Origin of the sequence: Paenibacillus sp. EZ-K15, assembly GCF_002573715.1 — a bacterium.
Classification (GTDB): Bacteria; Bacillota; Bacilli; order Paenibacillales; family Paenibacillaceae; genus Paenibacillus_AQ.
On the sequence record NZ_PDHM01000035.1, the window covers coordinates 1 to 727 of the forward strand.

The 727-nt window shown below is 36.2% G+C and carries 1 protein-coding gene; it reads right to left on the reverse strand.

Features of this window, described 5'->3' with window-relative positions; genetic code table 11:
- Window positions 1–200 precede the first annotated feature (200 nt).
- Window positions 201–689 carry a DUF2199 domain-containing protein gene (locus tag CRG97_RS32815; protein ID WP_098749646.1) on the reverse strand — a complete coding sequence of 163 codons (489 nt, stop codon included), beginning with the start codon at window positions 687–689 and terminating at the stop codon, window positions 201–203.
- Between the last annotated feature and the right edge of the window lie 38 nt (window positions 690–727).

Consider the following 727-nt stretch of genomic DNA (forward strand, 5'->3'; position numbering starts at 1 on the left):
ATAACGTTCTTGTATTCACGAAGCCGAGAACCTTAAGGGACAGAGTCCCGGCCGCGACGCGGTTAGGTTCGCAGAGATTGTCTACCTGACCCTCTCCTCGAAATGCCTCGGGCAGACCAAGGGAGTGGAGCGACCACAGCGTGAATACTTTGTTATAAGATGTTGGTGGCTTCTTCGACTATACTTTCAAATTCTTCTTATTACTGACTATGATTTATTAAATGAGCAATTTCTTTAACTCTTTCCATTGTAATTCCTTCTCTTTGTTCAACCGCAAGTGGATGATTCGTTTGTTCTAATTCTATTAACGGAACAGCACCAACTTCTTGCGTATGTACCATTGTCTTTAACGATAATGTAGTTAATGGATATATTGAAAGTTCAGTCGATAGCCATCCAAAATAAGGTTTTTCATTCTCTCTTCCTTCAACGTGCAATAATTCATTAGATTTCAAAAAGTTTTCCTCACTAAGAGTAACCCAAACACTCCATATAAATCTCTCTTTATTATCAATTATTGGTATTTCAATATGTCCTCTAATAAAAAAATGTTGTTCATCAATTACACAAAAATCTCTAATTAATTCTGTTCTTTTCTCCTCTGGTACAGTGTAAAAATAATATGGTGCTTCAATTCCGTAACATAAAGGAAGTTCATTTAATTCGTTGTTACAGTGAGGGCATTTCATGTTTTCTGCTCCTTATCATTTTCACCGATTTCTTATAA

Coding starts and splice junctions, on each gene's coding strand:
- CRG97_RS32815 (WP_098749646.1), bottom strand. CDS start 689: ATGAAATGCCCTCACTGTAACAACGAATTAAATGAACTTCCTTTATGT.